General features: G+C 67.4%; 25 protein-coding genes. 8 read left to right on the top strand and 17 right to left on the bottom strand.

The window, feature by feature from the left end:
• Positions 1-45: 45 nt before the first annotated feature.
• Together ACZYVJ_RS17995 and ACZYVJ_RS17990 are read left to right on the top strand one after the other, a co-directional pair.
• Entirely contained in the window at positions 46-840 is a 795-nt protein-coding gene (locus tag ACZYVJ_RS17995; RefSeq protein ID WP_463832263.1) for a DUF3109 family protein, read from the top strand.
• Positions 841-900: 60 nt separating this feature from the next.
• Positions 901-1,845, top strand: a complete 945-nt coding sequence (locus ACZYVJ_RS17990) for a hypothetical protein (protein WP_463832262.1) — start codon at positions 901-903, stop codon at positions 1,843-1,845.
• A gap of 137 nt (positions 1,846-1,982) precedes the next feature.
• Here ACZYVJ_RS17990 and regX read toward each other — a convergent pair whose 3' ends face one another.
• The 6 genes from regX to ACZYVJ_RS17960 form a co-directional block, all read right to left on the bottom strand.
• Complete coding sequence (gene regX / locus ACZYVJ_RS17985; RefSeq protein ID WP_007768263.1) at positions 1,983-2,666, bottom strand: two-component sensory transduction protein RegX; 684 nt, start codon at positions 2,664-2,666, stop codon at positions 1,983-1,985.
• Positions 2,663-3,886 carry a sensor histidine kinase gene (locus ACZYVJ_RS17980; RefSeq protein WP_463832261.1) on the bottom strand — a complete coding sequence of 408 codons (1,224 nt, stop codon included), beginning with the start codon at positions 3,884-3,886 and terminating at the stop codon, positions 2,663-2,665. Before ACZYVJ_RS17980 ends, regX begins: the two co-directional genes overlap by 4 nt.
• 154 nt (positions 3,887-4,040) lie before the next feature.
• Positions 4,041-4,790, bottom strand: coding sequence for a phosphoglyceromutase (locus ACZYVJ_RS17975; RefSeq protein ID WP_463832260.1), 750 nt, complete (start codon positions 4,788-4,790; stop codon positions 4,041-4,043).
• 25 nt (positions 4,791-4,815) lie between these two features.
• Complete coding sequence (locus tag ACZYVJ_RS17970; RefSeq protein WP_463832259.1) at positions 4,816-5,346, bottom strand: type III secretion system chaperone family protein; 531 nt, start codon at positions 5,344-5,346, stop codon at positions 4,816-4,818.
• Positions 5,343-6,650 (bottom strand): D-inositol-3-phosphate glycosyltransferase, encoded by a 1,308-nt coding sequence (gene mshA, locus ACZYVJ_RS17965; RefSeq protein WP_463833047.1) that lies wholly within the window; start codon positions 6,648-6,650, stop codon positions 5,343-5,345. Before mshA ends, ACZYVJ_RS17970 begins: the two co-directional genes overlap by 4 nt.
• 27 nt (positions 6,651-6,677) lie before the next feature.
• Positions 6,678-7,955, bottom strand: a complete 1,278-nt coding sequence (locus tag ACZYVJ_RS17960; RefSeq protein WP_463833046.1) for an ROK family protein — start codon at positions 7,953-7,955, stop codon at positions 6,678-6,680.
• 235 nt (positions 7,956-8,190) lie between these two features.
• Between ACZYVJ_RS17960 and ACZYVJ_RS17955 the strand changes: the two genes are divergently transcribed.
• The gene (locus tag ACZYVJ_RS17955; RefSeq protein WP_463832258.1) at positions 8,191-8,940 is read left to right on the top strand and encodes an SDR family NAD(P)-dependent oxidoreductase; all 750 of its coding nucleotides are present in this window, start codon (positions 8,191-8,193) and stop codon (positions 8,938-8,940) included.
• On the opposite strand, the gene ACZYVJ_RS17950 is transcribed toward ACZYVJ_RS17955, so the two are convergent.
• Both ACZYVJ_RS17950 and ACZYVJ_RS17945 read right to left on the bottom strand, forming a co-directional pair.
• A complete protein-coding gene (locus ACZYVJ_RS17950) occupies positions 8,924-10,261 on the bottom strand; it encodes a L,D-transpeptidase (protein WP_463832257.1) in 1,338 nt (445 codons plus the stop codon). The genes ACZYVJ_RS17955 and ACZYVJ_RS17950 overlap by 17 nt on opposite strands.
• Before the next feature lie 71 nt (positions 10,262-10,332).
• Positions 10,333-11,439: a UDP-N-acetylmuramate dehydrogenase gene (locus ACZYVJ_RS17945; RefSeq protein ID WP_463832256.1), complete on the bottom strand. Its 1,107-nt coding sequence runs from the start codon at positions 11,437-11,439 to the stop codon at positions 10,333-10,335.
• A 26-nt stretch (positions 11,440-11,465) separates the two neighbouring features.
• Here ACZYVJ_RS17945 and ACZYVJ_RS17940 point away from each other — a divergent pair, with 26 nt between their 5' ends.
• The 3 genes from ACZYVJ_RS17940 to ACZYVJ_RS17930 all read left to right on the top strand — a co-directional run bounded on the left by ACZYVJ_RS17940 (position 11,466) and on the right by ACZYVJ_RS17930 (position 13,961).
• Positions 11,466-11,990 carry a DUF2505 domain-containing protein gene (locus ACZYVJ_RS17940; protein WP_463832255.1) on the top strand — a complete coding sequence of 175 codons (525 nt, stop codon included), beginning with the start codon at positions 11,466-11,468 and terminating at the stop codon, positions 11,988-11,990.
• Between the two features lie 94 nt (positions 11,991-12,084).
• On the top strand, positions 12,085-12,918 hold the full coding sequence (locus ACZYVJ_RS17935) for a carbon-nitrogen hydrolase family protein (protein ID WP_463832254.1): 834 nt from the start codon (positions 12,085-12,087) through the stop codon (positions 12,916-12,918).
• Complete coding sequence (locus ACZYVJ_RS17930; RefSeq protein WP_463832253.1) at positions 12,915-13,961, top strand: LmeA family phospholipid-binding protein; 1,047 nt, start codon at positions 12,915-12,917, stop codon at positions 13,959-13,961. The genes ACZYVJ_RS17935 and ACZYVJ_RS17930 overlap by 4 nt, the downstream gene beginning before the upstream one ends.
• Positions 13,962-13,979: 18 nt before the next feature.
• Here the strand turns inward: ACZYVJ_RS17930 and deoC are convergent, their stop codons facing one another.
• The 6 genes from deoC to ACZYVJ_RS17900 form a co-directional block, all read right to left on the bottom strand.
• A complete protein-coding gene (gene deoC, locus ACZYVJ_RS17925; RefSeq protein ID WP_463832252.1) occupies positions 13,980-14,657 on the bottom strand; it encodes a deoxyribose-phosphate aldolase in 678 nt (225 codons plus the stop codon).
• On the bottom strand, positions 14,657-15,088 hold the full coding sequence (locus tag ACZYVJ_RS17920; RefSeq protein WP_463832251.1) for a DUF2599 domain-containing protein: 432 nt from the start codon (positions 15,086-15,088) through the stop codon (positions 14,657-14,659). The genes deoC and ACZYVJ_RS17920 overlap by 1 nt, the downstream gene beginning before the upstream one ends.
• Positions 15,089-15,092: 4 nt before the next feature.
• Positions 15,093-15,380, bottom strand: coding sequence for a DUF2516 family protein (locus ACZYVJ_RS17915; RefSeq protein ID WP_040629303.1), 288 nt, complete (start codon positions 15,378-15,380; stop codon positions 15,093-15,095).
• A gap of 87 nt (positions 15,381-15,467) precedes the next feature.
• Positions 15,468-16,082 (bottom strand): heparin-binding hemagglutinin HbhA, encoded by a 615-nt coding sequence (gene hbhA, locus ACZYVJ_RS17910; RefSeq protein ID WP_463832250.1) that lies wholly within the window; start codon positions 16,080-16,082, stop codon positions 15,468-15,470.
• Between the two features lie 275 nt (positions 16,083-16,357).
• A complete protein-coding gene (locus ACZYVJ_RS17905; protein WP_463832249.1) occupies positions 16,358-16,774 on the bottom strand; it encodes a helix-turn-helix domain-containing protein in 417 nt (138 codons plus the stop codon).
• A 93-nt stretch (positions 16,775-16,867) separates the two neighbouring features.
• The gene (locus tag ACZYVJ_RS17900; protein ID WP_463833045.1) at positions 16,868-18,229 is read right to left on the bottom strand and encodes a DUF445 domain-containing protein; all 1,362 of its coding nucleotides are present in this window, start codon (positions 18,227-18,229) and stop codon (positions 16,868-16,870) included.
• Between the two features lie 156 nt (positions 18,230-18,385).
• Between ACZYVJ_RS17900 and ACZYVJ_RS17895 the strand changes: the two genes are divergently transcribed.
• Together ACZYVJ_RS17895 and pcaA are read left to right on the top strand one after the other, a co-directional pair.
• Positions 18,386-19,105 (top strand): TetR/AcrR family transcriptional regulator, encoded by a 720-nt coding sequence (locus ACZYVJ_RS17895; RefSeq protein ID WP_463832248.1) that lies wholly within the window; start codon positions 18,386-18,388, stop codon positions 19,103-19,105.
• Between the two features lie 173 nt (positions 19,106-19,278).
• Positions 19,279-20,142, top strand: a complete 864-nt coding sequence (gene pcaA, locus ACZYVJ_RS17890; protein ID WP_463832247.1) for a cyclopropane mycolic acid synthase PcaA — start codon at positions 19,279-19,281, stop codon at positions 20,140-20,142.
• Between the two features lie 61 nt (positions 20,143-20,203).
• Here the strand turns inward: pcaA and ACZYVJ_RS17885 are convergent, their stop codons facing one another.
• The 3 genes from ACZYVJ_RS17885 to aceA form a co-directional block, all read right to left on the bottom strand.
• Entirely contained in the window at positions 20,204-21,064 is an 861-nt protein-coding gene (locus ACZYVJ_RS17885) for a cyclopropane mycolic acid synthase family methyltransferase (protein WP_463832246.1), read from the bottom strand.
• Between the two features lie 93 nt (positions 21,065-21,157).
• Positions 21,158-22,021, bottom strand: coding sequence for a 3-hydroxybutyryl-CoA dehydrogenase (locus tag ACZYVJ_RS17880; protein ID WP_463832245.1), 864 nt, complete (start codon positions 22,019-22,021; stop codon positions 21,158-21,160).
• A 170-nt stretch (positions 22,022-22,191) separates the two neighbouring features.
• Entirely contained in the window at positions 22,192-23,478 is a 1,287-nt protein-coding gene (gene aceA / locus ACZYVJ_RS17875; protein WP_463832244.1) for an isocitrate lyase, read from the bottom strand.
• Positions 23,479-23,527: the final 49 nt, after the last annotated feature.

The raw sequence follows: 23,527 nt of genomic DNA, 5'->3' as shown, positions 1-23,527 counted from the left end.
GGCCCCGAGTGTCAGCGGCTCCGATGGGCCGAACCGTGGTCTAACGTGGATCACGTGGCGAATTCGCACCCGGAACCGGGTCAAGAGGTCGAGCTGGACTTCGCCCGCGAATGGGTGGAGTTCTACGACCCCGACAACCCCGAGCACCTGATCGCGGCGGACCTGACCTGGCTGCTCTCCCGGTGGACTTGCGTGTTCGGCACTCCGGCCTGCCGGGGCACGGTGGCGGGCCGACCGGACGACGGGTGCTGCTCGCACGGTGCCTTCCTGTCCGACGACGACGACCGCGCCCGCCTGGACGACGCGGTGAAAAAGCTGTCGGACGCCGACTGGCAATTTCGCGAAAAAGGGTTGGGCCGCAAGGGTTATCTGGAGCTCGACGAGCATGACGGCCAACCGCAGTACCGCACCCGCAAGCACAAAGATGCGTGTATCTTCCTTAACCGGCCGGGCTTCGCCGGCGGCGTCGGCTGCGCGCTGCACAGCAAGGCCCTCAAGCTGGGCGTTCCGCCGCTGACCATGAAGCCGGATGTCTGCTGGCAGTTGCCGATCCGGCGCAGCCAGGAGTGGGTGACGCGGCCCGACGGCACCGAGATCCTCAAGACCTGGGTCACCGAATACGACCGCCGCGGTTGGGGTTCCGGCGGCGCCGACCTGCACTGGTACTGCACCGGCGATCCGGCCGCCCATGTCGGCGCCAAGCAGGTGTGGGAAAGCCTGGCCGACGAACTCACCGAGCTGCTGGGTGCAAAGGCGTATTCGGAACTGGCGGCAATGTGCAAGCGCCGCAGCAAGTTAGGGCTTATCGCGGTGCACCCGGCGACTCGCATCGCCGAGTAGCCGCATACTTGCCGACGTACCCGGTAAGCCGCGCACCACGGTCGGCGACGGGAGCAGGCGATGGACGACGAAAAACGATCAGCTGCCGCCCCACGGTGGCGCGGCACGGCAGGGCGCCTCGAAGTCTGGTACGCCACCCTGTCCGACCCGCGGACAGGCGCGGGGTTGTGGATCCATTGCGAGACGGTGGCTCCCGCGCAGGGCGCTCCCTACGCCCACGGCTGGGTCACCCGGTTTCCGGCCGACGGGTCACCCCGCACCGAACGGTTCGGCCCCGAGCCCACCCGGCCCGCGGCCGGCGCCGACTGGTTTGACGCCGCCGGGGTCCGAGTGGCCGATGGGCGCCTGGCCGGCCGGGCCGGATCGCTGGCCTGGGACCTGGCCTGGACGGACGCCGGCCGCCCGCTGTGGACATTCCCCCGCCCGATGTGGGAGCGCGAGTTGTTGCCCGGCGCGCAGGTCGTCCTCGCCCCCACCGCCGACTTCACCGGCTCATCGACCGACGAAGGCACCGCCACGCCCATTTCGGGATGGCGCGGCGCCGTCGCCCACATCTACGGGCACGGCAACGCCAGACGCTGGGGATGGATCCACGCCGACCTCGGAGGCGGCGACGTCCTCGAGGTGGTCACCGCCGTGTCACACAAGCCGGGACTGCGGCGGCTCGCACCGATGGCTTTCGTGCGCTTCCGGCTCGACGGAAAGGATTGGCCCACAAGCACTTTGCCATCGCTGCGGATGCGCACCAGGCTCGACCCGCGGCACTGGCAGCTGGCGGGACGCATCGGCGGTCGCCGGGTGCTCATCCGGGTCGACCAGCCCCCGGACCGATGCGTGAGTCTGGGCTACACCGATCCCGACGGCGGCGCCGCGGTGTGCACCAATACCGAACAGGCCGACGTCCACATCGAGATCGGTCAGCGGCGTTGGTCGGTGCTCGGGCACGCCGAGGTGGGCCTGCGCGGGACCGAAGCGCCCGAGACCAACGAAAGACTCCCGGGGTGAGCCTCTTCTCGATCCGGGCGCACCCCCTGGTGTGTCAAGAACGGCGGGGCCGACACGGTTCGGCGCATCACGTTGAGCGCCAACGACGATGACCGGAGTGTCTTCGACGTCACCGGCCCGCCGGTGCAGCCGTCGGGCTAGCCTTCGAGCTTGTAACCCAGCCCCCGCACCGTCACCAGGTGCACCGGGTTGGCCGGGTCGGCTTCGATCTTGGACCGCAGCCGCTTGACGTGCACGTCCAGTGTCTTGGTGTCGCCGACATAGTCGGCACCCCAGACCCGGTCGATCAGCTGGCCGCGGGTCAACACCCGGCCGCTGTTGCGCATCAGATACTCGAGAAGGTCAAACTCCTTGAGCGGCAAGGTGATCGTGTCACCATTGACCGACACGACGTGACGTTCCACGTCCATCCGCACGGGGCCGGATTCGAGCACACCATCGCTGATTTCGGAATCGTCGTCACCGCCGCGGCGCAACACCGCCCGGATCCGCGCGATCAACTCACGCGCCGAATACGGCTTGGTCACATAGTCGTCGGCGCCGAGTTCGAGGCCCACGACCTTGTCGATCTCGCTGTCCCGGGCCGTGACCATGATCACCGGCACGCTGGACCGCGCACGCAGCTGCTTGCAGACGTCGGTGCCGGACATTCCGGGCAGCATCAGGTCGAGCAGCACGATGTCGGCGCCGCCCCGGTCAAACTCGGCCAGCGCGGCCGAACCGTCGGTCACCACGGTGGCCTCGAAACCTTCCTTGCGGAGCAGGAAGGCCAGCGGATCGGCCAGCGACTCCTCGTCCTCCACGATCAGCACACTGGTCATCGACTTAGTTCTTCCTCTCGTTGTGAGCGGTTGGGCCGCACCTCGCGACCCGGTGCTTGCTCGGATTCGTCCTGGTCTTGATCAGACGCCTCGGTCGCCGGAATGGAAAGGGTGAATGTCGATCCGGTTCCGGGTTTGCTCCACACGCCGATGCTGCCGTTGTGGTTGGCCGCGACGTGCTTGACGATGGCCAGGCCCAGCCCGCTGCCGCCGGTGGCGCGTGAGCGCGCCTTGTCCCCGCGGAAGAACCGCTCGAAAACCCGCTCCTGGTCTTCCAGAGCGATTCCGATGCCGCGGTCGGTCACCGCGATCTCGATGTTCTCGCCGCGGCGGCGGCGGCTGATCGACACCGGCGAACCCGGCGGCGAGTAGGCGATGGCGTTGGACACCAGGTTGGCCAGGGCGGTGACCAGCAGCGTCTCGTCGCCCAACACCCGCAAACCGCTGGGCGCGTCGGTGCGCACCGCGATATCGGCGTTGTCGGCTGCCACCTTGTGACGCGAAATCGCTTCGCCCACAACCTTGTCGACGTCGACCTCGATGACGGTGGGCAGGCGTTCGGCACCCTGTAGCCGGGACAGCTCGATCAGCTCGGCGACCATGTCGCCCAGCCGGTTGGCTTCCACGAGCACCTTCTCGGCGAACCGCCGCACGGTTTCGGAGTCGTCGGACGAGGCCAGCAGGGCCTCGGCGAGCAACGCCATGGCACCGACCGGGGTCTTGAGCTCGTGGCTGACGTTGGCCACGAAGTCGCGCCGGGTCGCTTCCATCCGCGCGTAGTCGGATTGATCGTGGGCGAAGACCACGGCGAACCGGCGGTCTTCTTCGCTGAGCAACCGGGCGTGCCCGTGCACCGAGAGCCCGGACCGGCCGCCCGACCGTTTCGCCGGCTGTAGGTCGAATTCGACGTCGACGCCGGTCAGGGCCTGCTGCGCCGCCTGCCAGGCCTGATCGTCGAGCTGACGGTCGCGCACCAGACCCAACTCCTTGGCCCGGTCATTGAGATAGACGACGTCGCGATGGGCGTCCACCACCGCCGCGCCCAGCGGCATCAGCGCCACGATGCGTTGCAGCATCTGCGCGACGGTGATCCCGGTCCACTCGACCCGCTGGCGGCGCTGCACCGCCCGCGGTGACAGCCGTATTCCGACCAGTACACCTGCGGCCAGCGCCAGCGCGGACAAAACCCCGGCCAGCAACAGCGCCGAGAACACAGTCACATAGCAAATCCTACAAATCTTCCTGAACGCTGCCCTAGCGGAACGAGGCCAAAATCGGACAAGTCACATCTTGCGCCTCAGGTGTTCCGCTCCCGTTCATGCGATGTTTGGCTAAATGGCCTTTATCTCGCGAAACGGGACGGGCGCGCCGGCGTCAGCCGCGCCCCTGGCTGGCGACCGCCGCGGCGCCCGCGGCGGCCGCCTCCGGGTCCAGATAGATGCCGCCGGGCACCACGGGCCGCAGGTCAGCGCCCAGGTCGTAGCGCAACGGGATGCCGGTCGGGATGTTCAATCCGGCGATCTCGTCGTCGGACACCTGGTCGAGGTGCTTGACCAGGGCCCGCAGCGAGTTGCCGTGCGCCACGATCAGCACCGTCTTGCCGCTGCGCAGGTCCGGGACGATGACGTCGGTGAAATACGGCAGGAAACGCACGACCACGTCGGCCAGGCACTCGGTCAGCGGGCCGCCGCCGATGTCGGCGTACCGGGGATCGGCGTCCTGGCTGTAGGTGCTGCCCTTCTCGATGGGCGGGGGCGGCGTGTCGTAGCTGCGTCGCCAGGCCATGAACTGGTCCTCGCCGTAGCGGGCCTTGGTCTCGGCCTTGTCCAGCCCCTGCAGCGCCCCGTAATGACGCTCGTTGAGCCGCCAGGTGCGCCGCACCGGAATCCACAGCCGGTCGGCGGCGTCCAGCGCAAGGTGCGCGGTGGAGATGGCCCGGCGCAGCAGCGAGGTGTAGAGGATGTCGGGCAGCAGGTTGTTCTCGGTCAGCAACTCACCGCTGCGCACGGCCTCGGTCCGGCCCTTCTCGGTGAGGCCGACGTCGACCCAACCGGTGAAGAGGTTCAGCGAGTTCCATTCGCTTTCGCCGTGGCGAAGCAGTACCAGCGTGGCGGTGTCACCCATGCCGGTCAGTCTCTCACGCACTCATTCAGCGGTCGTCAGCGTCTTCATCGTCGTCGTCGTCGATCAGGTGAGCGAAGGCCTCCAGGTTCTTCAGCGACTCACCGCGAGACACCCGCCACTCCCACTCTTTCTGGATCGACGAACGAAAACCCAACTCCAGCAACGTATTGAAGTCCGAATCCACCGCTTCGAGCACCTGCCCGAGCACCCGATCGAGTTCGTCGGCGTCCACCGAGGCCAGCGACATGCGGCCCACCAGATAGATGTCTCCGACCTTGTCCAGCGTGTAGGCCACGCCGTAGAGGCGGCGGTTGCGCTTGAGCAGGAAGCGGTAGACGCCTTCGTGGTTCTCGTCGGGCTTGCGGCACACGAACGCCTCCACCCGCACCGAATGCTCGCCGATGTTCAGGATGGTGTTGGTCTTGAGCTTGCGCTCGCCGGGCAGTTCCACCACCAGTCCCGACAGACCACCATGTGCGCCAGCGTGTTTCGAGTAGTTCAGCCCGCTGGCCTGCAGGGCATCCTCGATCACTCGCTCCACCGTGGAGGCGCTCATGCGCCCACGCCCCGGCGCTCGGCGGTGTATTCGCGGATCGCGCGCCGGTAGCTGGCCAACAGCGCGTCGGTGGTGTGGTCCCAGGAGAACGTGGCGGCGTGCGCGGCGGCCGCGCGGCCCATCTCCTCGGCTTGCGGCGCAGGCAACCGCAGCAGCCGGCCCAGCGCGTCCGCCCAGTGCCCGACGTCGTGCCCGGCGACCAGCGTGCCGGTCACCCCGTCCCGCACGGCCACCGGCAGCCCGCCGACCGCGGCCGCGGCCACCGGCGTCCCGCACGCCTGCGCCTCGAGGGCGACCAGACCGAAGGACTCCGAATAGCTGGGCACCGCAACCAGATTGGCCGCCTGGAACAGCGTGGCCAGATTCGGGCGCGACTGCGGGGGCAGGAACGTCACGCGCTCGGCGATACCGAGTTCGTCGGCCAGCCGCACCAATCCGTCCGGGGAGGCCAGGCCGCTGCCCGAGGGCCCGCCGGCCACCACAATGCGCACGCCGGGCAGCTGCGCGGCGGCGCGCAACACGATGTCGGGCGCCTTCAGCGGCTGGATCCGGCCGACGAACGCCACGATGTCTTCGTCGAGCGGCAGCCCCAGTGCGGCGCGGGCGGCCCTGCGGTCGCCGGGCCGGAAAACGTCGAGATCCACTCCGGGGTGCACGACATCGATCCGCGCCGGGTCGGCGTGGTGGATCGAGATCAGTTGCCTGGCTTCGTCGTCGGTGTTGACGATCAGCCGGTCCGCCTCGTCGACGACCTGCTGCTCGCCGACCGTGCGCAGCGGCGGCTCGGGCGAATCCCCCTCCGCCAGCGCCGCGTTCTTGACCGCGGCGAGCGTGTGGGCGGTGTGCACCAGCGGCACCGCCCAGCGATCCCGCGCCAGCCAACCGACCTGCCCGGACAACCAGTAGTGCGAGTGCACGATGTCGTAGTAGCCGGGCTCGTGTGATGCCTCGGCGCGCAACACCCCGGCGGCGAACGCGCACAGCTGGGTGGGCAGGTCGTATTTGTCCAGGCCCTCGAAAGGGCCCGCCACGACGTTGCGGACCAGCACCCCGGGCGCCACCCGCGCGACCGGCGGGTCGGCCGAGGCGGTCGCGCGCGTGAAGATCTCCACCTCGATGCCGCGCCGCGCCAGGTGCAACGCGGTCTGCAGCACATAGACGTTCATGCCGCCCGCGTCGCCGGTGCCGGGCTGGGCCAGTGGTGAGGTGTGGACCGCCAACACGGCAACCCGGCGCGGTTCATTCAGCCGGAAAACCTCATCGTGGCGCACCCTGTCATCTTTACAGGATGGTTTCCCGGCCAGCCGAAGCACGCCGGACACAAAGTCGCGTCAGGCGGACGACTCGTCGCGAGCCACGTCGTGCACCCGGGCATCCAGCGCCCCGGCGCGCCGCATCGCACCCAGCGGGTCGGCGTACAGCCCGGACAGCGAGACGGTTCCCGCGCCGGCCTCCTGCACCCGGTTGCCGAAGGCGGTGAGGCGGATGTCGCGGGGCCCCAGCACGGAGCGTTCGACGAAGGCCGCCTCCACCTGCTCCATCGCCTCGGGATACTCGGTGAAAGCCTGGCCGCCGACCACCAGCTCGTCGGGGTTGAGCATGTCGCGCAGCAGCGCCACCGCCTCGCCGAGCACCCGGCCCCGCTCGGCGAGCAGGTCCTTGGCCTGCTGGTTGCCGGCGCGCGCCACCCGCAGCAGATCGGAGATGCCGGTGGCGGAGCCGTTCGGGCGGTTCGCCGGGGCGAACGGCAGGATGCGTTGCTGGCGGGCGACGGCCACGACGGCCTCGTCACTGACGGTGGACTCGAGCTGGCCGGTGCCGCCGAGCAGCTCGGAGTGGGCCGGCAGGGTCGCGATGGTGCCCGGTCCGCTGGCCGGGACGTGCACCCGCCCGCCGATCACCAGCGCATAGCCCACGGTCTCGCGGGCGTAGACGTACAAGCTGGTCGGCGAGCTGGGCAGGAAGCGCCGCATGCCCAGCAGCAGCTCGGCGCCGGCCATGGCGTCGACGTGCGAGGCCACCGAGACGGGCAGGCCCAGCGCGTCGGCAAGCACCTGCCCGACCGGCGCCTGGCGCCAGCCCAGCCGCGGGTGGTCCACCTGGCCGGTGGTGCCGTCGACGGTGCCACCGATGGCGACCCCCACCCACAGCGGCCGCCGCCGATGCCAACGCCGAAGGTAGCGGCGGGCGCTGTCGGCCAGCGTCGCCAGGGCGGGGCCGGCCGGGTTGCGCGGGGTCGGGGTCTCGACCGTGTCGAGGGTGCGGCCGAACAGGTCGGTAGCGACGATGCTGGTGGTTCGCGCGCCGATGTGGATGCCCAGCGTCACGAACGGTTCGTGGTTGACCTCCACCGGCACGCGCGGGCGGCCGATGGCGCCGGAGACGGCCAAATCGGCGCGTTCCCGCAGCAGCCCTGCTTCCAGCAGCGCGATGACCTGGCGGTTGACCGTGGCGATGCTCAGCGAGGTGACGCCGGCGATGACGTCACGGCCGACGGGGCCGCGCAGCCGGACGGCCCGGAAGACGGAGGCGGCCGCCGAGTCGGGGATGTTCAGCGCCGGCGGCACGATTTGCCGGCGCACCGAGCGAGGGCCCTTTTGACCGGGCAGGTGCCCGACGGCACGGCTGGGCGAATGATGGGTATGGGTGAGGGTATTCGTGCGCACGAGCGTCCTTTTGTCCGATTTTTGCTGGCCGTCTTGGCCACACCTGGCTGGGGTCAGGAGCGGCAAAGTGCGCAGCAACAACACGCACCCGCCGCGCAGAGACACGCGGCGGTGGTGGTGTTGGACAGGGCGCTAAGGAGCACACGCAAAATCTAGCACGTTCATTAAGGTTGTTTCGATGGTTAAAACTGGCAGGAATAAACGAGTCGCAGTAATCACCGGGGCCAGCTCGGGGATCGGCGCAGCAACCGCCCGCAACCTGGCTGCGCAGGGCTTTCATGTCGTCGCGGTGGCGCGCCGGGCGGACCGGATTGAGGCCCTGGCCAGTGAAATCGGGGGTACCGCGATTGTGGCCGATGTCACAGATCAGGCATCGGTCGAAACAATGGTGAGCAAATTGGACCGCGTCGATGTGCTGGTCAACAACGCCGGCGGAGCCCGAGGCCTGGCGCCGGTCGCCGAGGCCGAACTCGAGCACTGGCAGTGGATGTGGGAGACCAACGTGATCGGCACGCTGCGGGTCACCCGCGCATTGCTGCCCAAGCTGATCGACTCCGGCGACGGGCTGATCGTCACTGTTACTTCCGTTGCGGCACTTGAGGTTTACGACGGCGGCGCCGGTTACACGGCGGCCAAACACGCCCAGGGCGCGATGCACCGCACACTGCGCGGCGAGCTACTGGGCAAGCCGGTCCGGCTCACCGAGATCGCCCCGGGCGCGGTCGAAACGGAGTTCTCGTTGGTCCGCTTCGACGGCGACCAACAGCGCGCGGACGCGGTCTACACGGGCATCACGCCGCTGGTGGCCGACGATGTGGCCGAGGTGATCGGGTTCGTCGCGTCGCGGCCGTCGCACGTCGATCTCGACTTGATCGTGATGAAGCCGCGCGACCAGGCCACGACCTCGCGGTTTAACCGCCAGGGGTAGCAGGGCCGGTGCTGGCCGGTGTCGTCGACGTGGTCGGGGTGCCCGACAGGGTCGGCGCGTTGGACGGCGTGACCGGCGCGGTGACCGGGATCTGCGTTGACGGCGGGCGCGCAGTCGGGGGCGGCAGCGCGGACATGGCCACCCAGGTGTCCCAGTCGACGGCCCAGTCCCAGAGATCGCCGTCGGAGTAGGACAGCTGGATCGAGCTGCCGGTCACCTCGACCGGGTCGCCGTATATCGCCGATTGGAAGTACTGCTCGGCGTCGCCCGTCGACAGATTGATACACCCGTTGGTGACGTTGGTGTTGCCCTGCGCGCCGGAGCTCGCCGGGTTGGCGTGGATGAACTCGCCGTTGTTGGAGATCCGGACCGCCCAGCGTTCGTGGATGTGGCTGTAGCCGGCGGCCGGGTTGGACATGTAGAAGTCGGCGTATTTCTCGCTGACCACGTGGATGCCGTTGCGGGTGACGTTGCGCGCCTTGTCGGCCTCGCCGTAGCTGCACGGGAAGTCCATGATGACGCCCTCGTCGCGGATCACCTGGATTCGGTGCGACGAGACCTCGGCCTTGACCACCTGCCGGCGACCGATCTGGATGTTCAGCGAGATGTCGTCGGCACCGTAGGCGCTGTCGCCGAACGGCAGGCCGTAGAGCTTGGCCTCGACGTTGACCGTGGTGCCGGCCGGGTAGTACTCGCGAGTGCGCCAGTGCGCCCGCGCCCCGGCCGCCTCGTCGGGCAACCAAGCCCAGCTGCCCTCGACCGGCGGATTCGTGGTGACGGTGAGCGCCTTCTCGACGGCGGCCTTATCGCTGATCGGCGCGTCGAACTGGATGATGATCGGCGCCGCGATCCCGACGGTCTGGCCGTCGGCGAGCTGGAATGAGCCGCCGATCTTCTTGGTGGGCGAGACCGTGGTGAATTTGCCCGCCACCGGGACCGCCTTGCCGTCGTGCCCGACGGCCGAGCCGCTCCAGGTATAGGTCTGGTCGTAGCCCAGCGGCTCGGAGGTCGTGTAGACGGTGCGGTCCTGATTGAAGGCACCCGCGACGGCCTTGCCCGACGAGTTCGACAGCGTGACGCGCTGGAACCAGCCGTCGTTGACCTCTACGCTGACCGGGGCGATCGGCACCACGTTGTCGGTCGCATTGGCGGGCTGGTACTTGAGCTGCGGTGCGGACTGCTCTTTCTTCTCGGCCTGCTTCGCGGTCGTGCCGCCGCAGGCGGCCAGCACGCTGGGGGCGAACACACCCATTCCCAGGGTCGTCAAAGCCGCACGCCGGTTAAACGGCCGCGGGGCGTTGGACGGGGTCACGAAAATCAAAGATACCGGGGAAAATCGGGCGGCCCGGCCATCACAAATCGGGGCCGGGCGCGCGTCGCCAAATTCTGCGGCTACAACCTGCAGCCGAGCAGGACGGGCTCGGGGACCAGTGTGATGGCAAACACATCCCGGACGCCGTCGCGGACCGTGCGGGCCAGCGCAATCACGTCTTCGGAGCCGGCGCCTCCGCGGTTGGTCAGCGCCAGCGCGTGCTTGGTGGAAAGCCGGCACCGGGCGGTCGCGTCGTCCGGATAACCCTTGCCGAAGCCGGCCCGCTCCACCAGCCAGCCGGCGGCCAGCTTGATCCCGTCGGGCGCCGGATAGTTCGGGACCGGTCCGTCGACGGATGCGGCCAGCCGCTCGTAGGCGTCCGGGGTTACCACCGGGTTGGTGAAGAACGAGCCCACGCTCCAGGTGTCGTGGTCGGCCGGGTCGAGCACCATGCCCTTGCGCGCCCGCAGGGCCAGCACGGCGTCGCGGACGGCTTGCGGGTCGGCGCGCTCGCCGACGGCCACGTTCAGCGCGGCCGCCAGCTCTCCGTAGCGCAGCGGCGCGCTGCGCCCGGACGCGTCCAGCGCGAACTCCACTTCCAAAACGACAGAAGGGATTTCGAGTCCACCGGCGCCGCGGCGTTTGAACACGCTGGTGCGGTAACCGAAGTCCAGCTCGCTGCCGGGCACCCAGCGCACCTCGCCGCTGCCGCGATCGAGCACCCGCACCCGGGTGATGGTGTCGGAGACCTCGGCGCCGTATGCCCCGACGTTCTGCACCGGGGTGGCCCCGGCCGAGCCCGGGATGCCGGACAGGCATTCCAGTCCGCCGAGCCCGTGCTCGATGGCGGTCACCACGACGTCGTCCCATACCGCGCCCGCCTGGGCGCGGAGCAGGTTGCCGTCGACGCTGATGCCGTCATTGGCCAGCCGCACCGCGGTCAGGCCGGTCAGGGCGTCGGAGATCACCAGGTTGGAGCCGCCGGCGAAGACCAGCACCGAGTCACGTTGCGCGCCAGGTGTTTCGGCGTCCAGCCGGCGCAGGGTCGCGATCACCTGTTCGCTGGTGGTGCAGGTGATCAGGCGCCGCGCGGTCGGTCCGACCCGCAGCGTGGTCAGTGGCGCCAGTGGCGCCGCGTCGGCCACCGGCGCACCGGCGAACTCCGAACCGGCTCCGCTGGAATTCATGGCCCGTAACGGTAGCCTGACCTGCTATGCCGCGTTCATTCGACTTGTCGGCCGACTACGACGGCAGTGTTGACGAGGTGCATCGCGCCTTCACCGATGCAAACTACTGGCGGGCCCGCCTGGCCGGGTCCGGCGTCGACGTCGCCAGGCTGGAATCGATGCGGGTCGGCGGCGAGTCCGGTGACGACGACACCGTCGAGGTCGTCACGTTGCAGGTGATCCGCAGTGACAAGCTGCCGGGAATGGTCACCCAGCTACACAGGGGCGACCTGCGCATCCGGCGCGAGGAGGCGTGGGGGCCGGTCACCGCCGGCGCCGCTTCGGGATCGGTGGCGGGTTCGATCGTGGATGCGCCGGTGAGCCTGACCGGCACCGCCGTCCTGGAGCCCATCGAAGAAACCGGCGGTGCCCGGCTGACGTTCCGCGCCACCGTTCAGGTGCGCGTCCCGATCCTCGGCGGCAAGTTGGAGAACATCATCGGCGCGCGGCTGGCCGAACTGGTCGCCGCCGAACAGCGCTTCACCACGGAGTGGATCGCCAAAACGGCCTGAGGCTTTCGACGTCGCCGGGCTTAAGCTGCATTGCCCAGCTCCTTCGCCCGCCGCCATAGCGGCGCGCATCGTCGCCGGGCCTAAGCTGGCGCTCATGCGAATCGCCTTGGCGCAGATCCTCAGCGGCACCGACCCGGCAGCAAACCTGCGGCTGGTGGATGACTACAGCCGCCAGGCCGCCGACGCGGGCGCGAAGCTGGTGGTGTTCCCCGAGGCGACCATGTGCCGGTTCGGGGTGCCGCTTGGCCCGGTCGCCGAGCCGGTCGACGGGCCCTGGGCCGACGGGGTGCGCCGCATCGCGGCCGACGCCGACATCACCGTCGTCGCCGGCATGTTCACCCCGTCCGGCGACGGGCGGGTGAAGAACACACTGATCGCGGCCGGTCCAGACCATGCAGGCCAGCCGGACGCGCACTACGACAAGATCCACCTCTACGACGCATTCGGCTTCACCGAATCGCGCACGGTCGCGCCGGGACACGACCCGGTGGTGATCACGGTCGACGGCGTCCGGGTGGGGCTGACCGTTTGCTATGACATTCGTTTTCCGGCGCTCTACACCGAGCTGGCCCGCCGCGGCGCCCAGGTGATCGCGGTGTGCGCGTCGTGGGGTTCGGGTCCCGGCAAACTCGATCAGTGGACGCTGTTGGCCCGCGCCCGCGCGCTCGATTCGATGAGCTACGTCGCGGCGGCCGGTCAGGCCGATCCCGGTGACGCGCACGGATCCGCCTCGGGGGCGCCGACCGGGGTCGGGGGCAGCCTGGTGGTCTCGCCGCTGGGCGAGGTCGTCGCGGCGGCCGGCTCGCAACCGCAGCTCGTGGTGGCCGATATCGACGTCGACCGGGTCGCCGAGGCCCGCAAGAGCATCGCTGTCCTTAGCAACCACTCGGACTTTGCTCAGGTTGATAGGGCAGAATCGTTCGGGTGACGAACCCACAAGGACCACCCAACCCGGACCCGTCGCAGTGGGGCCGTCCCTCCAACCAGGGACCCTTCGGCCGGCCGCCCACCGAGCGGCCGACCGAGCGGATCAGCACCGGCGGCCCGGGTCACGTAGCCCCGCCGCCGCCGCCCGCCCAGGGCCCCCCGCCGGGGCAGACCGAGCGATTCGGGACGCCCCAGCCGAACATGCAGCAGCCCGGCTACCCGCCGCCGCCGACGCCGCCCGCGGGTCCGACGGAGCGGCTGGCCGCTCAACCCGGTGACGACGCGACGTCCGGGAAAAAGAAGCGGCGCTTCGGCCGTGACCCGGTGTCCGTCTTGCTGATCTTCATCATCGTGTTCGCGCTGATCATCGCCGGGCTCATCGGCGCCGAGCTGTATGTCCGCCACCTCGCGGACAGCAAGGTCGCCCAGGCGGTGGCGTGCGAGGTCAAGGACCAGGCCACCGCCTCCTTCGGGGTGACGCCCCTGATGCTGTGGCAGCTGGCGACCAAGCACTACACCAACATCTCGGTGCAGACGGCCGGCAACAACATCCGCGACGCCAAGGGCATGAAGCTCTCGATCAACATCAACGATGTCCGGCTCAAGGACACCGGCAACTCGAAGGGCACCCTCGGCTCGCTGGACGCCACGATCGACTGGACCACTGACGGCATCAAGGAGTCGGTGCAGAACGCGATCCCGGTGCTGGGTCCGTTCGTCACCAATACCGTGACCACGCATCCCGCCGACGGCACCATCGAGTTGAAGGGCATGTTGGACAACATCACCGCCAAGCCGGTGGTGTCGGGAACCGGGTTACAGCTGCAGATCGTCAGCTTCAACGCGCTCGGGTTCACCATGCCCAAGGAGTCCGTGCAGTCGACGCTGGACGACTTCACCTCGAACCTGACCAAGAACTACCCGCTGGGTATCCACGCCGACAGCGTGCAGGTCACGGATAAGGGTGTGACAAGCCACTTTTCGACGCGGAACGCCACCATTCCGGCCGGCAACGACAACGACCCCTGCTTCGCCAACCTCTGACGGCGAGCAGCTAGTCCGTCAACCGAGGCCGTCGAGCACTCCCCGGGTGCCCGACAGCCCCAGCCGGGTGGCGCCGGCGTCCAGCATCGCGAGCGCGTCCTCGGCGCTGCGGATGCCGCCGCTGGCCTTCACCCCGAGGCGCCCACCCACGGCCTCGGCCATCAGCGCGACCGCGCGCACGGATGCGCCGCCGGCCGGATGAAACCCGGTCGACGTCTTGACGAAGTCGGCACCGGCGTCTTCGGCCGCCCGGCACACCTGCGCCAGCGTGGGCTCGTCGGCCAGCGCGAGCAGCACGGCCGATTCCACGATCACCTTCAGCACGGCGCCGCCGATCGCGCAGCGCACGGCGTGCACGTCGGAGCGCACTGCGTCGAGGTCACCGGAAAGCGCCGCCCCGACATCGATGACCATGTCGATCTCGCAGGCGCCCGACGCGACGGCCAGGGCCGCTTCGTGCGCCTTCACCGCCGGGACGTGCTTGCCGGACGGGAAGCCCGCGACGCTGGCCACCCGCACGCCGGCGCCGGCCCGTACCGCGACGGGGACCATCGAAGGCGAGACGCACACCGCGTAGACGCCCAGCTCGGCCGCTTCGGCGACCAGCGCGGCCACGTCGGCGTCGGTCGCTTCGGGTTTGAGCAGGGTGTGGTCGACGAACGCCGCCAACTGCGCTCGGCTGGGTTGGGTTGCCATTAGAAGGATTCTTCCGGACCGCCGGGATTGCAGCCGGAGGCGACCATTTCGGTGTCGTCGACGACCGGTCGCCAGGGCTCCAGGTTCCAGCTGACCTTGCCGGGCTGTGCGAGTTCGGCGAACTGCCAGTGGCAGAGGAACTGCGCGCGCATGCCGGCGGAGTCGGCGTCCGGCGACAAGGCGAGCACCTCGGCCCAGGCCTCGTCGGCCGGCGCCGTGCTCGCGGGGATTCTCGAGGCGGCCCGGCCGGCCGGCGACGGGAAGATCCGCAGGCTGCTTCGGCCCTGCCATTGTGCCCACTGGGTGTGCTCGATGTACGGCGGGGCGGGCGGATCCGCCACACCGCCCGGGTCGGGGGCGGCGACGGCGTGCGGTAGGGGGCAGGACAAGGCGACGAGCGCCACGACCGGCGCCGTCAGCAGGGCCTTCATTCCGCTAGCGCGACTTACCTTGAATCTCAAGCAGTTTGGGCCGCACGTCGACCAGATACACGCCGGCGGCACAGGCCGCTATCGCCATTCCGAGCACGCCGAAGACGAAACCCAAGATGGATGTCAGCGCGACCGCCCCTCCCAGGATCAGCAACCACACCGGCTTGGTCAGCTTCTCGGCGGCGGTGTAGGCGTCGGGTCGTTGCAGCGCGGCATGCACGAACGCGTAGATGGCCGTGACCAAGACGGCGATCTGCAAGACCAGCATGACGGTTCCCACGAGGTGGTTCACGCCTTAAGGGTATGCGGGCACCCTCCAAAACGTCGACTCCGAGCCACCCGAAGGCGACTCGGAGCCGAACGTCGTGCTGGGTCGTGCTTACTTCTGAGTGACCTTCTTGGCTGCGGCCTTCTTGGCGGGGGCCTTCTTGGCGGGAGCCTTCTTGGCCGGAGCCTTCTTGGCCGGAGCGCTCACGGCCTTCTGGGCCTTCTTGGTGGTCGCTTCGGTCTTGCCGGGCAGCTCGATGCCGACCAGCTTGGCGGCGCGCTCGCCGACCGCGCGGGTCTGCGACGCGACGGTGCCGAGAGCTTCCTGAGTCAGCTCGACGGCCTGGTCGACGTAGCCCTCGGCGCGCGCGGAAGCGTCCTCGAAGGCGGTCTGGTTGCGCAGCCGCTGCAGGGCCGCCTCGCCGCGCTCGACGAGCTCGTTGTACCGGCTGGTCGCCGCCTCCAGGTAGCCCTCGGCCGCCTTGCGCAGCTCATCGGTGGTGAACTTGTCGCGCAGCTCGGTGAACTGCTCGGGCAGGTCCTCCTGCAGCTTGGTCAGGCGAGCGCGGCGCTCCCCGACCCGGGTGCGGGTCTCGACGCGAGTCTCTTCGGCACGCTCCCGCAGGCCGGCGATCAGGTCGTTGACGGTGGCCAGGGCCAGGTCGGCCGCGCCCAGCGCCGCGAGCAGCGGGGCCCGCAGGTCTTCGATGTTCGTGTTTTCCGCCATGGTGTTTCCTTTCATTGCTTTCGCTATCGGCGTTATTCGGTGTAATTAGCTGTCTGGTCGAGAAGTTAGGTGCAAACGTCTCCTTCGCAACTGGGGCCGCCAGTGCCGGGGTTGTTTGTTCAGCAATTCAGCTGGAACCGGGTAGGTCCTCCCCGTTGGGTAACCGCGACGGCCGGTCGTCTATACATCACCAACTCGCTACCGCGATGTGGCAAGCCCGCTTGATGGTGCAAAGTCCCAGCACAGACGGGTACGGTGTGGGCAAAACGGGCCGATCACTCGCTATCGGATTCGGTCGGACACTCCTCTTCGATCGATTCATTTTGCTGGGTGAACGATGAGTAGATGTCGAGCAGGATTTGCTTTTGGCGCTCGGTGATCGCAGTGTCGGTGACGATGGCGTCCTGCACCTGGCTCTTGTCACTGGGCTCGAGGATCCCGGCGCGCACATAGAGAACCTCGGCGGAGACCCGCAGGGCCTTCGCGATCTGGTTCAAGACATCGGCGGAGGGCTTACGCAATCCACGCTCCACCTGGCTCAGATATGGATTGCTGACCCCGGACTTTTCGGCGAGTTGGCGCACCGACACCTGCGCGAGTTCACGCTGGCTACGGATGAAACTGCCGATGTCAGAGGCCACTTCGGAGGCAGCGTTGGACACCTTGGCGGAGAGCTTCTCCTCGGGCGTCATGGCGTGCTCCTGGTCGGCGGCTGTTCTGGACGCGCCCAGACTACTACAAGTGCTTGCTATTGCAAGCACTTGTTAGCACTGCTAGAAAATGCGCTAGACCAGCAACTGCGCGACGGCGTAGATCACCAGGCCCGCCAGCGAACCGACCACGGTCCCGTTGATCCGGATAAATTGCAGGTCACGGCCCACGTGCAATTCGATGCGCCGGCTGGCCTCCTCGGCGTCCCAGCGCTCGATCGTGTCGGTGATGATCGCTGTGATCTCCACCCCATATTGCGAGACCAGGTGCTGAGCCGCCCGGACCAGCCAGTTGTCCACCTTGTCCCGCAGGTCGGCGTCGTCGCGCAGCGATTCCCCGATCCGGACGACGGTGTCGGCGATCCGGGTGCGCAGGGTGCTGGACGGATCGTCCACGCCCTCGAGCACCAGCCGTTTCAGTGTCTTCCACGCCGTCGCCGCGGCGTTGGCGATCTCGTCGCGCGCCATCAGCTGCTCCTTGATCGCGTCGGCTCGCGCGATGGTGTCCGGGTCGTGCTGCAGGTCGTCGGCGAAGTCGAACAGGAAGCGGGTGGCCGACCGGCGCAGTTCGTGGTCCGGATTGCGCCGCACCTTGTCGGTGAAATCCATCAGCTCGCGGTGGATGCGGTCGCCGACCAGATGGTCGACGAAGCGCGGCGACCAGGTCGGCGAGTCACGTTCGACCACCCGCTGAATGACCTCGCCGGCCTTCAGCGACCACTGAAAGGCCCGGTCGGCCAGCAATTGGATCAGCGCTTCCTGCCGGTGCTCGGCCAGCAAGGTGGCCAGCACCCGCCCGACCGGCGGGCCCCACTGCGGTTCGGCGATTCGGCGCACGATCATCCGGTCGATGACCTGCTGGACGTCCTCGTCGCGCAGGAGTTCGACCAGCACCCGCAACACCGTGGCCGTCTCGCTCGCCACCCGCTCGGCATGGACGGTCTCCGACAGCCACTTGCCGAGCCGGCCGGACACCTGGGCGTCGCGCAGCTTGGTTTCGACGACCTCCGGCGACAGGAAGTTCTCCCGGACGAACGTGCCCAGACCCTCGCCCAGCTGGTCTTTCTTGCGCTTGATGATCGCGGTGTGCGGGATGGGAATGCCGAGCGGATGCCTGAAGAGGGCGGTCACGGCGAACCAGTCCGCCAGTGCGCCCACCATCCCGGCCTCCGCGGCCGCGCCGACATACCCCACCCAGGCCCCCAGGTTGGCGTGCGCCTGGGCCCACTGGCAGGCGAGGAACACGCCGGTGGCACCGATCAGAAAACTCAGCGCCACCATCTTCATCCGGCGCAGCGCCGCCCGGCGCTGTGCGTCGGCCTCGGGATCGGCGCCGGCGAAGGATTCGGCAAAAGACGTGCGAGCAGGTCGGGGGGCGGCCGCTGGCGACGCCGAATCGGGCCTCGCCCCCGGCGGGCCCGACGCGTCGCCTCTCACCGAGGCTCGATGTGCCACCACTCCATCATCTATCTTTCCCGCGAATTAGTGCGACGACACTGTTCGCGCCGTCTCGTCCACGCCCGGGCAGCACACGAATCCGACACCCTCACGCCGTAAGATCAAGGGCGTCTAGGGAATGGGAAATCGGCGACTGTGGCAGAGCAAATCACGGCTGTGAGCGTCAAAATGGATGGGCGCAAGCGGCGTTGGCATCAACACAAAGTGGAGCGTCGTAACGAGTTGGTCGACGGCACAATCGACGCGATTCGCCGACTGGGTGGCGCACTGAGCATGGACGAGATCGCCGCCGAGATCGGGGTCTCCAAGACGGTGCTGTACCGCTATTTCGTCGACAAGAACGACCTGACGACGGCCGTGATGATGCGATTCACTCAAACCACCCTGATTCCCAATATGGCTGGGGCGCTTACCTCTAACCTCGACGGCTTCGACCTGACCCGCGAGGTCATCCGCGTGTACGTCGAGACCGTCGCAAACGAGCCCGAGCCATACCGGTTCGTGATGTCCAACAGCTCGGCCAGCAAAAGCAAAGTCATCGCCGATTCCGAGCGGATCATCGCGCGCATGCTGGCGGTGCTGATGCGCCGACGCATGCAACACGCCGGAATGGACACCGGTGGCGCGGAACCGTGGGCGTATCTGATCGTCGGCGGCGTGCAGCTGGCCACCCACTCCTGGATGTCATACCCGCGAATGAGCCGCGATGAATTGATCGACTACCTGACCATGCTGAGCTGGAATGCCCTCAAGGGAATCGTTGAGGTCGGCGGGTCGCTGGAGAAATTCCGCGGGGAGCCGCATCCTCCACCGATCGTGCCGCCCCGCGAGGATCAGGACGATTTCGGAGCCTAAAACGGGCTCGTCCCGCTGCGCCGTTTTGGGAATTACGCGCGCCGCGTGTGAGGGTGGGACGCGCCTTGGGAGGGCGACTCAGTCGTCGCAAGTACTAGGGTATCGGGGGATGTAGCGGGGTTGCCGTTCGGCCGTTTACCCCTGTCCCCGCAAATAGAAAGGCTCGTATCGTCATGTCTGTGCAGCTCACGCCGCATTTCGGGAACGTGCAAGCGCATTATGACTTGTCCGACGACTTCTTCCGGCTGTTCCTGGATCCCACTCAGACCTACAGCTGCGCCTACTTCGAGCGTGATGACATGACCCTCGAGGAGGCGCAGATCGCCAAGATCGACCTGGCGCTGGGCAAGCTGAAGCTCGAGCCCGGGATGACGCTGCTGGACATCGGTTGCGGCTGGGGCGCCACCCTGCGGCGCGCCATCGAGAAATACGACGTCAACGTCGTCGGCCTGACGCTGTCGGAGAACCAGGCCGAGCACGTGCAGAAGTCCTTCGACCAGATGGACACCGCCCGCACCAGGCGGGTGCTGCTGGAGGGTTGGGAAAAGTTCCACGAGCCGGTGGACCGCATCGTGTCGATCGGCGCGTTCGAGCACTTCGGCCGCCAGCGCTACGGGCGCTTCTTCATGATGGCCTACAACGCGCTGCCGCCGGGCGGAGTGATGTTGCTGCACACCATCGTTCGGCCCTCATTCAAGGATGCCCGGGCCAAGGGCATGACGCTGACCCACGAAATCGTCCAGTTCTCGCAGTTCATCCTGGCCGAGATTTTCCCCGGCGGGTGGCTGCCGACGCCCCAGACCGTCGGCGAGTACGGGGTCACGGCGGGCTTCGAGTTGACCCGCGTCCAGTCGCTGCAGCTGCACTACGCCAGGACGCTGGACCTGTGGGCCGAGGCACTCGAGGCCAATCGCGAGCAGGCCCTGGCCATCCAGTCCCAAGAGGTCTACGACCGGTACATGAAGTACCTCACCGGCTGCGCGAAGCTGTTCCGCCAGGGCTACACCGACGTCAATCAATTCACGCTGGAGAAGTAACCGGCTCGCTAAAAGCGATCAGCCCCGAACGAATCACCGTTCGGGGCTGACTTGATGTGTCCTACTTCACCATCGTGAATTGCCCCACATTGCTGATGCCCTTGCGGAAGAAGTTCTCGCACCCCGTCAGATAGTGCATGTAACGGTCGTAGACCTCTTGGGACTGGATCGCGATCGCCCGGTCCTTATTGGCTTCCAGATTGGCCGCCCAAATGTTGAGGGTGCGCTCGTAGTGCTTCTGCAGCAGCTGCACCCGCTCGATCGAGAATCCAGCGGCCTCACCGAACTTGAAAATATCTTCCTGCGCCGGGAGTTGTCCGCCGGGGAAGATTTCCTGGCCAATAAATCGCGCGAATCGGATATCGTTCATCGTCAATGTGACGCCGAGTGCGGGATAGTCCTGCCAGTGATACATCAGAATCGTGTGTAAAAGCATCCTGCCGTCATCGGGAAGGATCTCATAGGCGCGTTCGAAAAATGCGGGATAGCGCTCCATCTTGAACGCCTCGAAGGCGCCGATTGTCACAATCCGATCGACCTTGTCTTCGAACTCTTCCCAGCCCTGCAGGCGCACCTCGATGTTGCGGTCCGTCGGCAACCCGGCCAGCTTGTTCTTGCTGTACTCGAACTGATTGCGGCTCAGCGTAATTCCGATGACGTTGACGTCGTACTTTTCAACCGCCCGCTTCAGCGCACCGCCCCAGCCGCAGCCGATGTCCAGCAGCGTCATACCGGGCTCCAAGTTCAGCTTGCCCAACGCCAGATCGAACTTCGCAATTTGGGCCTCTTCGAGGGTCATGTCATCGCGCTCGAAATACGCGCACGTGTAGCCCATCGTGTCGTCTAGAAATAGTGCGAAAAATTCATCCGAGACGTCGTAGATCGACTGCGATTCCTCGTAGTACGGTTCCAAATTTGTCATTTTTTCGGCACAAACCTTTCGTCCTATTAACGCGAGCATACTAACCGACGCGACAGTGGCCGGTATCCGGGCCGGTGCGTCATCAGTAGTTACTCAGTAGGTATAAAAGCCCTGGCCCGTCTTCTTACCCAGCCGGCCGGCCTCCACCATGCGCAGCAGCAGCGGCGGCGGGCCGTACTGCGGTTCCTTGAACTCCTCGAACATCTTGTCCGCGATCAGCTTCAAGGTATCCAGACCGACCAGGTCGGACAGCCGCAACGGACCCATCGGGTGCGACAGCCCGGCGACCACGGCCTTGTCGACGTCCTCGACGGTGGCGAAACCGGCCTCCACCATGCGGATGGCCGACAGCAGGTAGGGCACCAGCAGCGCGTTCACCACGAAACCGGACCGGTCCGAGCAGCGCACGACCTGCTTGCCCAGCACGGCGCCGGCGAATTCCTCCGTGCGTGCGGCGGCGGCGTCGTCAGTGACCAGCGTGCTGACCAGCTCGACGAGCGGCAGCACCGGCACGGGGTTGAAGAAGTGCAGACCCAGCACCCGTTGCGGGTTCTTGGTGGCCGCGGCGATCTTCATGATGGGGATGCTGGAGGTGTTGGACGCGAGAACCGCGTCCGGGTCGGTGATGACCCGGTCGAGTTCGGCGAAGACCTGCGCCTTGACGGCGTCGTCTTCGATGATCGCCTCGATGACCAGTTGGCGGTCGGCGAGGTCCTTCAGGTCGGTGGTGAAGGTGAGCTTGCTCAGCGCGCGGTCGCGTTCCCGCTCGGTGACCTTGCCGGCGCTGACGCCGCGCTCCAGCGACTTCACGATGCGGTTGCGTCCGGCCGTGATGAGGGCCTCGGTGGTCTCGAACACGGTCACGTCGACGCCGGCGCGGACCGAGACCTCGGCGATGCCGGACCCCATCTGGCCGGCCCCGACGACTCCTACCCGCTGGATCGTTGCGTCACTCACTGATTTCTCTCCGGTGTCGTATCGTCTTGCACCGCAATAGGCCCCGCCCAGGTTTAGCTGGGCGGGGCCTACGCTACTTCATCTCAATTTGTGGGCGCGGCGTGCGCCGCGGGCTCAGTGACTCAAGCCTTCGGTTCACCTCGTCCTCGCGGGCCAAAGCCCGCTCGTCCTCAGTGAAACTGGCCCTCTTCGGTCGAGCCGGTCAGCGCGGTGGTCGACGAGGTCGGGTCCACGGTGGTGGCGATGCGGTCGAAGTAACCGGCACCCACCTCGCGCTGGTGCTTGGTGGCGGTGTAGCCACGCTCCTCGGCGGCGAACTCGCGCTCCTGCAACTCGACGTAAGCGCTCATCTGGTTGCGGGCGTAGCCGTAGGCCAGATCGAACATCGAGTAGTTCAGCGCGTGGAAGCCGGCCAGCGTGATGAACTGGAACTTGAATCCCATTGCCGCGAGCTCCTTTTGGAACTTCGCGATGGTGGAGTCGTCCAGGTGCTTGCGCCAGTTGAACGACGGCGAGCAGTTGTAGGCCAGCATCTGGTCGGGGAACTCGGACTTGACACCCTCGGCGAACTTGGCGGCGAGCTCGAGGTCCGGAGTGCCGGTCTCCATCCAGATCAGGTCGGAGAACGGCGCGTAGGCCTTGGCGCGGGCGATACAGGGCTCGAGGCCGTTGCGGACCCGGTAGAAGCCCTCCTTGGTGCGCTCACCGGTGATGAACGGCTGGTCACGCTCGTCGACGTCGGAGGTGATCAGCGTGGCGGCCTCGGCGTCGGTCCGGGCGATGACGACGGTCGGAACGTCGCACACGTCGGCGGCCAGGCGGGCGGAGGTCAGGGTGCGGATGTGCTGCTGGGTCGGGATCAGCACCTTGCCACCCAGGTGACCACACTTCTTCTCCGAGGCCAGCTGGTCCTCCCAGTGCGATCCCGCGACGCCGGCGGCGATCATGGCCTTCTGCAGCTCGTACACGTTGAGCGCGCCACCGAAGCCGGCCTCACCGTCGGCGACGATCGGCGCCAGCCAGTTCTTCACCGAGGTGTCACCCTCGACCGCCGCGATCTCGTCGGCCCGCAGCAACGCGTTGTTGATGCGCCGCACCACCTGCGGCACCGAGTTGGCCGGGTACAGGCTCTGGTCGGGGTAGGTGTGACCGGACAGGTTGGCGTCACCGGCGACCTGCCACCCGGACAGGTAGATGGCCTTCAGGCCGGCGCGCACCTGCTGCACGGCCATGTTGCCGGTCAGGGCGCCGAGCGCGTTGATGTACTCCAGGTCGTGGAGCTGCTCCCACAGCACCTCGGCGCCGCGGCGGGCCAGGGTGGCCTCCTCGACGACGCTGCCCTGCAGGGCGACGACGTCCTTGGCGGTGTAGGTCCGGGTGACATCCTTCCACCGCGGGTTGGTGTCCCAGTCCTTCTGGATCTGTTCGGCGCTCTTGGGGGTGCCAACGACAGACATTGGGCATGCTCCTTCACGATCTTCACTACTGAGTTGCTGGACGCCTCAC

Source organism: Mycobacterium sp. IDUB_3 (assembly GCF_055419585.1).
Note: the sequence above shows the minus strand (reverse complement) of the source record. Positions and strands in the feature narration are given on the sequence as shown.